This window comes from Haloimpatiens lingqiaonensis, from assembly GCF_901447495.1.
Taxonomy (GTDB): Bacteria; Bacillota; Clostridia; order Clostridiales; family Clostridiaceae; genus Haloimpatiens; species Haloimpatiens lingqiaonensis.
Window position 1 is genome coordinate 22,707 of the sequence record NZ_CABDWS010000038.1, and the last position, 8,961, is coordinate 31,667.

Annotated in this window: 9 protein-coding genes; 3 read left to right on the plus strand and 6 right to left on the minus strand. The window is 28.8% G+C overall.

All coding sequences use genetic code 11. The annotated features are described in order from the left end of the window. Nucleotides 1-125 precede the first annotated feature (125 nt). The 4 genes from folK to folE all read right to left on the minus strand — a co-directional run bounded on the left by folK (nucleotide 126) and on the right by folE (nucleotide 2,940). Nucleotides 126-953 carry a 2-amino-4-hydroxy-6-hydroxymethyldihydropteridine diphosphokinase gene (gene folK / locus FGK85_RS08960; protein ID WP_138205788.1) on the minus strand — a complete coding sequence of 276 codons (828 nt, stop codon included), beginning with the start codon at nucleotides 951-953 and terminating at the stop codon, nucleotides 126-128. 48 nt (nucleotides 954-1,001) lie between these two features. Beyond that, the gene (folP, locus tag FGK85_RS08965) at nucleotides 1,002-1,814 is read right to left on the minus strand and encodes a dihydropteroate synthase (protein ID WP_138205790.1); all 813 of its coding nucleotides are present in this window, start codon (nucleotides 1,812-1,814) and stop codon (nucleotides 1,002-1,004) included. Between the two features lie 77 nt (nucleotides 1,815-1,891). Beyond that, nucleotides 1,892-2,371, minus strand: a complete 480-nt coding sequence (locus FGK85_RS08970) for an HD domain-containing protein (protein ID WP_138205792.1) — start codon at nucleotides 2,369-2,371, stop codon at nucleotides 1,892-1,894. Nucleotides 2,372-2,385: 14 nt separating this feature from the next. Further along, the gene (gene folE / locus FGK85_RS08975; RefSeq protein ID WP_171011378.1) at nucleotides 2,386-2,940 is read right to left on the minus strand and encodes a GTP cyclohydrolase I FolE; all 555 of its coding nucleotides are present in this window, start codon (nucleotides 2,938-2,940) and stop codon (nucleotides 2,386-2,388) included. A gap of 554 nt (nucleotides 2,941-3,494) precedes the next feature. On the opposite strand from folE, the gene FGK85_RS08980 reads away from it, so the two are divergent. The 3 genes from FGK85_RS08980 (at nucleotide 3,495) to FGK85_RS08990 (ending at nucleotide 5,593) form a co-directional block, all read left to right on the plus strand. Beyond that, entirely contained in the window at nucleotides 3,495-4,211 is a 717-nt protein-coding gene (locus tag FGK85_RS08980; RefSeq protein ID WP_138205796.1) for a gluzincin family metallopeptidase, read from the plus strand. Nucleotides 4,212-4,247: 36 nt separating this feature from the next. Then, the gene (locus tag FGK85_RS08985; protein WP_138205798.1) at nucleotides 4,248-4,478 is read left to right on the plus strand and encodes a DUF2164 domain-containing protein; all 231 of its coding nucleotides are present in this window, start codon (nucleotides 4,248-4,250) and stop codon (nucleotides 4,476-4,478) included. A 218-nt stretch (nucleotides 4,479-4,696) separates the two neighbouring features. Continuing rightward, complete coding sequence (locus tag FGK85_RS08990) at nucleotides 4,697-5,593, plus strand: DMT family transporter (protein WP_171011376.1); 897 nt, start codon at nucleotides 4,697-4,699, stop codon at nucleotides 5,591-5,593. A 165-nt stretch (nucleotides 5,594-5,758) separates the two neighbouring features. Here the strand turns inward: FGK85_RS08990 and FGK85_RS08995 are convergent, their stop codons facing one another. Beyond that, the gene (locus tag FGK85_RS08995) at nucleotides 5,759-8,212 is read right to left on the minus strand and encodes a DsrE/DsrF/DrsH-like family protein (RefSeq protein WP_138205802.1); all 2,454 of its coding nucleotides are present in this window, start codon (nucleotides 8,210-8,212) and stop codon (nucleotides 5,759-5,761) included. A gap of 42 nt (nucleotides 8,213-8,254) precedes the next feature. Next, nucleotides 8,255-8,551, minus strand: a complete 297-nt coding sequence (locus tag FGK85_RS09000; protein WP_243122844.1) for an ArsR/SmtB family transcription factor — start codon at nucleotides 8,549-8,551, stop codon at nucleotides 8,255-8,257. Nucleotides 8,552-8,961 lie beyond the last annotated feature (410 nt).

The following is an 8,961-nucleotide window of genomic DNA, read 5'->3' on the forward strand; positions in this document are numbered from 1 at the left end:
TAATTTTCACTGTTAACAAGGTATTTTCTTAATAAGGCTTTTCAAAAATATAACAGGTATTTGGAATTTATTAAAAAGAGAAAGCAAGTGGAGTATAGTTAATATAAGTCCACTTACTTTTTATATTATAGGTTCTCTGTATTTTCTAAAGACTTTTTAAGTTCAAAAATTCTTTTGTTAAGTAACGGATGAAGTGCATAAGGTGCTATTTCGTTTAAAGGCTCTAATACAAACATCCTTTCTTGCATTAAAGGATGAGGAATTATGATTTCTTCCCTTGATGAAATTAAGTGGTCATATAATAAGATGTCTAAATCGATAGTTCTAGGACCCCATTTTATTATACGTTCTCTTTTTAGTTCTTTTTCAATATTTAAGAGGACTTTCATAAGTTTTTCTGGTGTAAGAAGAGTTTCTATGGAAATAGCACAGTTTAAAAAATCATCTTGATCTAAATATCCAAAAGGCTTTGTAGTATAAAATTTTGAAGTTTTAATTACCTTTGTAAAAGGAGAATTATTTATCATATTTATAGCATCATTTAAATTTTTATTTTTATCTCCTATATTTGAACCTAGGGCAATATAGGCTGTATGTTTACACCTATCCACTTCTACTGCAGCATATTTAATAGATTTTCCTATAGGAGCCCAGGGCTTTTTAATTTTTAATTTAATTCTATGAATAGTTGAGTATTTTAAAAGAATATAACTTGCTACTTCTTCCGCAGCTTTTTCTATTAAATCAAAGGTATTCTTTTTTAATATATCCTCAATTTCATTACATAGAAGTCCATAATTTATAGTTTGGTTCAAATCATCACTTAAGCCAGCTTCTTGTAAATTTAGAGATATTTCAGCTGAAACTAAGAATTTTTGACCCAGATTTTTTTCTTCTTGATATACTCCATGATTAGCGAATATTTCTAAATCCTCAATATAAATTTTATCCATATTATCACCACTTTTAAAAATATTATTTACTGCATTTATTAAAGAATATTATTTGTTGCATTTAAGAATTGCATCTGTCATAATAGCTGCTCTTAGGTTTTCTTTAACATCATGAACTCTTATAAAACTACAGCCTTTCATTATACCTATAACTGTAGTTGCAATGGTTCCTTCAACTCTTTCATTTACAGGTAAATCTAATACTAATCCTATAGTGGATTTTCTTGAGGTTCCTAAAAGTATAGGATAGCCAAGAGTTTGTAGTTTTTCAAGTTCATTCATGATCTGTAGGTTGTGTTCTGGAGTTTTAGCAAAACCAAATCCAGGGTCCAGCATTATATTTTCTTTTTTTACACCAGCATTTAAAGCTATATCTATACTTTCTTTTAAATCTTTTAAAACATCTTCCATAAAATTATTATAGTTCTTGTTATCTCTATTGTGCATTAAGCAGCAAGCTACATTGTATTTAGCAGCTACTTTAGCCATGTCTTTATCTTTTTTAAATCCCCAAACATCATTTATAAGGGAAGCACCTGCTTTAATAGCAAGTTCTGCTACTTTGCTTTTATATGTATCTATAGATATAGGTACATCGATTTCCTTTGATAATGCCTCGATTATGGGAATTACTCTATGAATTTCTTGTTCTTCGGTTACAGGAGTATGATTTGGTCTTGTGGACTCTCCGCCTATGTCTATAATGTGAGCGCCATCCGTTATCATTTCTTTAGCATGCTTAATAGCTTTTTCCACATTATTAAAATTGCCGCCATCAGAGAAAGAATCAGGAGTTATATTTAATATACCCATTATATAAGTTTGTTTTCCTAATTCAAAATTTTTAGTTCCTATTTTCATTTTTTATTCTAACCCCCAATAATTAAGCTGTTTTTTAATATCAGCTTAATAAATTTTTATAATTATACAAATTAAATTTAATATTTTATATTTAAATTTTTCTTTTCATCAGACCAATTACATTGTTTTCTAGCAGAACACTTGAAGCAAGCTCTAGACAATTTATCACTTTTATAAAGAAGTTCGCTTAAAGAATTTTGTTCATTTTCTTTATTTCTGTGATTTTTAATAGCTTTTAAAATTTCTTCCATCTCTTTTTCATTAAAATAGCAATCTTTTAAAATTTCTTGTGATAAATCTGCAGATGCAATTTCATGTGGTATATTAGATTCATATTGCTGCCATCTTCCTATGTCATGAAGTAGCCCACAGGCATAAATTACTTCTTTGTCAAAAGAAAAGTTGTTTTCTAAGTTAATTATATACATAATACGAGAGACATCTATAAAATGCTGCATATCATGATGACATAACTCTCTATTTATTTCTAATTTATTAATCTTGTACAAATAGTCTATATATTTTTTATGATTTATAATTTTGTTTATTCTATCCATAAGGTAAATATCCTCTACATACTAATCATATTTAAAACTTGTTGTTGAAGAGAAGGGTCATCCTTAAAGACTCCTCTGGTAACTAGAGTAGTTGTTTTAGAACCCCACTTTTTAACACCTCTCATGCTCATGCATAAATGTTCAGCTTCTATTACTACCATAGAACCCTTACAATTTAAATATTCCATTAAAGAATCTGCTATTTGGGATGTTAATCTTTCTTGGAGCTGAGGTCTTTTGGCGAAAACTTCTACTGTTCTAGCAAGCTTGCTAAGACCAACTACTTTGCCGTCTGGAATATAGGCTATATGGGCTTTGCCAAAGAAAGGGAGAAAGTGATGTTCACACATGGAGTAAAATTGAATATCTTTTTCTATAACAATATCATCATTTTTTACTTTAAATACTTTGCTTAAATGTTTTTCTGGTGTTTCATTAATACCAGAGAATATTTCATTGTACATTCTAGCTATTCTATCAGGTGTTTCTATAAGTCCTTCTCTATTAGGATCTTCACCTATAGCTTCAATTATCATATTAATTGCAGTTTTGATTTTTTCTTGATCTATCATTTTTGAAGCTCCTTCCATAAGTAGTATAGAATAAGTTGAAATTTGAGATATAAATTTAAAATTCAAATTATTTCAATTTATTCTATCATATTATACAACGTTTCACATTTTAATACTAGGGTTATTGTCTTTATGGAATGCATATTAGGTATGAATCTTAATTCTAAATACATTATTTTTATTGAATTCATTTAAAAAGGATGCTATACTTAATTATATAATTTTGGAAAGGAGTGGCATGAATGTTTAATACATATGGTATTTTAAATTACAAAAATTATATATACGCTACTCCAAATGGCATTAAATTAACTGATAAAAAATAACATTATATAAAGTATTGGTGATATGCCATGATAATAAAATTGTATTTAATGAAAATTCCATGCCTTGAAGTAGCAAAATTTTGTTATTTCAAGGTATTTTTATTTTATTGTCACTAATTTAAGTAAATTAATATTATATAAAGTTTGTAGGTAAAGTAACTTAGTAGGGGAATAATAACAAACTTTAATGTCTAATTATATGCTTAATAATATGGAGGGGATAGTATGAAGAAGAATTGGATTATAAGTGAAACAGAAAATTATATTTTTCATTATCGTAAAGGATCTGTTGCCCAGAAGGAGATAGAGAATATAATAAATACTCAAGAAAACTGCAATAAATATATTACTAAAGTTTTGGGTACAAAATTGGATAAGAAAATAAAGTATTTTTTATGCGATTCAAGAGAAGAAGTTGGGGAATTATATGGGGACAATGATCCTTGTAATGGTTTTGCTAGAATGCCTAATGAAATTTATGCTGTTTATAATGAAGATATTAAGTGTATAGGGTATCATGAGGATGCACACATAATATCATATACTATAGCAAGACCAAAGCAAGCTTTTATCAGAGAAGGATTAGCAATGTATTTTGATAAAATGTGGTGGGGTATATGGAATGAAGCTTGGGTAAAGTACTATTTAGATAATAATAAATTGCCTGATATTTGCCATATGATGGATGATGATAATTTTTTTGAATATTCCTGTGAATTAACATATCCATTAGCAGGGGCATTTATTCAATATTTAATAGACACTTATGGAATAGAAATATTTAAAAAACTATATAAGAATTTAGAAGAAGATGCTTTTAAAGCTTTTAATGAATTTTACGGTAGAGATTTAGAAGATATTCAGAAGGAATTTATGGGGTATATAAATAATATGAAAATTAATGAAAAAATCATAGAAGCAATAGAAGAAGAGCTTATGTAGTGAGAAACGCAATATATAAGAAGGGGATGGTAAAGTATGACTAATAAAATTAATGTAAGTAAAGAGAAAAGAGAGAAAATGATTTCTTCAATTAAAGAATATTTCTTTAATGAAAGAGATGAGGAGCTGGGAGATTTAGCAGCAGGGTTAATTTTAGATTTTTTTATAAAGGAATTATCGACGGAGTTTTATAATCAAGGGGTTTACGATTCATATAAATATATGAATGATAGGATTGATGATTTACTGGAAATTCAAAAATATTAAAAGATAATGTATACATATATATAATTTTAGTACATTGTATATATTGTAATTTCCATTTATAATAGTATATATTGAGTATTTAACTTTCACAGGTATAGAATTATAATTTAAAATTGAATTATATATAGTTTGAAAATTATGTGTAAAGTTTGAGTTAAATACAAATTTAATATTATGGATTATATTGAAACATAATGATACTATGGGGGGGGAGAAAAATGAATAAGAAAGTTTTGGCGCATGCTTTAGCTATTGTACTTATGATAATATGGGGTCTTTCTTACCTAAGTATAAAAGTAATAGTAGGGGAGATAGAGCCTACTTTATCTGCTTTTTATAGATTCCTTATTGCATTTATATTTTTAGCTATAGTATATAAAACTAAATATTCTCATGAAAAAGTTTTGAAAGAGGACAGGTTTAGATTAGCTATGGGAGGTTTGTTTGGAATAACTCTTTATTTCTTCTTTGAGAATTATTCTGTTTATTTTACATCTGCATCTAATGTAGCGATACTTATATCAACTATACCTGTATTTACACTTATGGTACAAGGAATAATTTACAAAGAGAAAATGACAATTCCAAAGGTTTTAGGAGTAATTTTAAGTTTGTTTGGTATTATAATTGTGGTGGCGTCTAAAGATAGGGTGAGTTTATTTTCTAAAGGCAGCTTAGGAGATATTATGGTATTGGGAGCAGTTATATCTTGGGTTATATATAACGTGTTTTCTACTAAATTTAAAGGAAATTATAGTAGTGCCACTATATCTACTTATCAAGCCTTTTGGGGCTGTTTATTTTTAAGTCCTTCCTTGTTTTTTTCTAAAATTACAATACCGTCACCTACAGTAATATTAAATATAATATTTTTATCATTAATATGTTCTTGTATAGGAAGTATTTTATACATATATTGTCTTAAAAATTTAGGGGCTACAATAATAACTACCTATATTAATTTACAACCTATTGTCAGTTTAGTATCTGCAAGTATTTTATTAAAAGAAGCTGTTACAAAATGGCAGGTTATTGGATGTATAGTGATAATTTTAGGAGTGTTTTTAGTTAGCTTTGGAGATAAAATAATTGCTAAAAAAATAAAAAGTTTATAATAATGTATTGTAATTTGGCAACATATTTGTTAAACTGTATACGAACGGGAAACAAACATGTGATTAAGATACTTTAGCATTTTCATATAAAAGCCACTGGAGATTTTAACCAGTGGCTTCTTTTTACTATTAAACTGAGTTTTATCTACACAATTCTTTTAAACTTTATATAAACAGGTTTACATTAGAGTCTTCAGCTTCTCCTAAATAATAGCCAACACCACCTATTTTAACACCGTCTATAAGTTCTTCTTTTCTTAATCCTAAAAGCTCCATGGACATTTGACATGCAACTATTTCTACACCATTTTTTATAGCTGACTTTATAAGCTCTTCTAGGGAAGAAACATTGTGCTTTTTCATTATGTTTCTTATCATTTTAGGCCCCATGCCTGCCATATTCATATTAGAAAGTTTTAGTCTTTTACTTCCTCTAGGCATCATTTTCCCAAACATTTTTTCAATAAAGTTTTTATTAACAGTTACCTTTTCATCTTTCCTTAGAATGTTTATTCCCCAGAAGGTGAAGAACATAGTGACTTTTTTACCCATGGAAGCAGCACCATTAGCTATTATAAATGAAGCTATAGCTTTATCTAAATCACCGCTGAAAACAACCATGGTTTTATTATCTTTTGGGGATACTTTTTCACATTTATCTGCAGCAGCCTCAGAATTATTTAAAGATATTTTTTCTCCATTTTTCTTAATTGTAGCAGTTATTATTCCTTTTGATTTTTCAAGATTTAAAAGATTATTATCTGTTCTTTTACACCAAGCTTTTATGTCCTCATAAAAACCAGGATCTGAAGCAGTTACCTTTAATGTAGAACCTTCTCTTATGGCATCGATAGATTCCTTAACCTTCATCAAAGGTCCTGGGCAACAAAGACCGCAAGCATCTACATTTGTTACAATATCAGAAGAGGTTTCTTCTTTAGAAAGGCTTTTTTCTTCTTTATTTATTTTAGAAGGCTTAAATTTACCTAAAGAGTAAACTTTATATCCTCCAGTTATATTTTTAGCTTTAAATCCATTTGCTTTTAACATTCTTTCGGCAATATATCCTCTTAAGCCAATTTGGCAGAAAACCCAAATTTCTTTATCTTTAGGTAGTTCTTCTAGCCTATTTCTAAGTTCATCTACAGGAATGTGCATGGAGTCTTTAATATATCCATTTTCTCTTTCTATAGAGTTCCTTACATCCAGTATCAGGGTAGTTTCTTTGTTAAAGTTATCTATATCCCTTGGAAGAACTACTTCTGATTTTCCAGTTAGCACGTTTTCCGCTATATATGCAGCTATATTAACAGGGTCTTTTGCAGAAGAATAAGGTGGTGCATAGGCTAATTCTAATTGAGTTAAATCCTCTATTGTTCCATTTAATCTTATAAGAGAGGCAATATCATCAATTCTTTTATCAACACCTTCATATCCTATAGCTTGAGCACCTAATACTTTTCCCTCATCATTGAATATTAATTTAATAGTTATAGGACTAGCTCCAGGATAATAGGAGGCATGAGATTGAGGTAGAGCATATATAACCTTATATTTTATATTTTTGGAATTTAATATTCTTTCGTTATTTCCTGTGCCAGCACAAGTTAGATCAAATACTTTTATAATTGAAGTACCTTGAGTACCTTTGTAGGAGCTTTTAATACCAGATATATTATCAGCTACGATTCTTCCTTGTTTATTTGCAGGTCCCGCTAGAGGAATAGCTGTTTTACTTCCATTTATAAAATCTACAACTTCTACAGCATCCCCAAGGGCATATACATTTTCTATATTAGTTTGAAGATTTTCATTTACTATAATATGACCTTTAGGACCCATTTCCATTGGAGTATCTTTTAAGAAGGCAGTGTCAGGAGTAACCCCGATGGCTGATATTACTATATCTGCCTCTATTTCAGTACCACTATTTAAAACTACAGTTATACTAGTTACATTTTCATTAAAGGCTTTTACTCCATCGCCAAGTATTAAATTTACCCCGTTATCTTCTAATTCTTTTTCAGCTATGGTTACCATATCAGAGTCAAAAGGTGCCAATATATGAGGTGCAGCTTCTACTAAAGTTACATTTATATTTCTATGTCTTAAATTTTCCGCCATTTCAACACCTATATATCCGCCACCTATAACCACTGCATTTGTGCATCCAGAATTATCTACAAAAGACTTTATTTTATCTGTATCATTTACATTTCTTAAAGTGAATATTTTACTGCTATCTATTCCAGGTATAGGTGGTTTCATTGGTTTAGCGCCAGGAGCTAATACTAGATAATCGAAGGATTCTTGGTATTCTCCTTTATCTTTGCTATTAACCTTTACAGTTTTGTTTTCAAAATTTATATTGGAAACTTCACTATTTATTCTCACATCTATATTAAATCTATTGTGCATAGCCTCAGGAGTTTGAACTAAAAGGTTGCTTCTATCTTTTATAACTTCTCCTATATAATAAGGTAACCCACAGTTAGCAAAAGATATGTGTTCTCCCTTTTCAAACATTATTATTTCTGCAGTTTCATCTAGTCGTCTAAGTCTTGCAGCAGTAGAAGCTCCGCCAGCTACTCCACCTACAATTAAAACTTTTTTACTCATATGAATACCTCCATAAAATTAAATTTTTAATAGCTGTTATTTTTAAACATCTTCAGGGAAAAGAACTTTAATTAAATCTAGGGCTTTTTTACTACAAACTTTGTATTTTATTTCTAAACCATTGCGTTCACCTTGGATTATGCCTGCAGATTTTAATTTGTTAAGGTGTTGAGATACAGTAGATTGTGGTAATTTAAGACAATCCTGCATACAGGTTACATTAGCACAACCCTTTTTTGATAAATTTCTGACTATACATAATCTTACGGGATGAGCTAAAGCTTTTAGAAATTCTGCATTTTCATTTAATATTTTTTCAGTTTCTTTTGGCATACTCATAAATTTTCTCCTTTTATAAATTTAAAATTAAACAATTAATTTTATATTAAAGTAAGAGTAACTATAATGTTTATCCGATGACTACCTGCCGTTATCTCCCACTTCTAACAAAGTGGGAGATAACGGCAGCTACGTCCCTGGATAACGATCTCTAACCTTCAGTTGGAGTTAAAACTCCATTTGAAGCTAAGAGCTCTGTTGATAATTTAGTTCTATATTATAGTTTTTGTAAAACAATAAAAATTATTTAATATTACTATATTAATATATTACGATATTACGATATAATTGTCAATAATTTAACTATATTTTAAAATAATTAATGAAAAATTCTTTTTAAAGGACAAGCGTATATAAATATAACTAATAAAAAAGCTATAGAGAATATAGTATATTGAACTATATTCTCT

Excerpts from the sequence above, each read along its gene's own strand:
- FGK85_RS09000 (WP_243122844.1), bottom strand. The coding sequence starts at position 8,551 with ATGAGTATGCCAAAAGAAACTGAAAAAATATTAAATGAAAATGCAGAA.
- FGK85_RS08980 (WP_138205796.1), top strand. The coding sequence starts at position 3,495 with ATGAAGAAGAATTGGATTATAAGTGAAACAGAAAATTATATTTTTCAT.
- FGK85_RS08985 (WP_138205798.1), top strand. The coding sequence starts at position 4,248 with ATGACTAATAAAATTAATGTAAGTAAAGAGAAAAGAGAGAAAATGATT.
- FGK85_RS08995 (WP_138205802.1), bottom strand. The coding sequence starts at position 8,212 with ATGAGTAAAAAAGTTTTAATTGTAGGTGGAGTAGCTGGCGGAGCTTCT.
- FGK85_RS08990 (WP_171011376.1), top strand. The coding sequence starts at position 4,697 with ATGAATAAGAAAGTTTTGGCGCATGCTTTAGCTATTGTACTTATGATA.
- folK (WP_138205788.1), bottom strand. The coding sequence starts at position 953 with ATGGATAAAATTTATATTGAGGATTTAGAAATATTCGCTAATCATGGA.
- FGK85_RS08970 (WP_138205792.1), bottom strand. The coding sequence starts at position 2,371 with ATGGATAGAATAAACAAAATTATAAATCATAAAAAATATATAGACTAT.
- folP (WP_138205790.1), bottom strand. The coding sequence starts at position 1,814 with ATGAAAATAGGAACTAAAAATTTTGAATTAGGAAAACAAACTTATATA.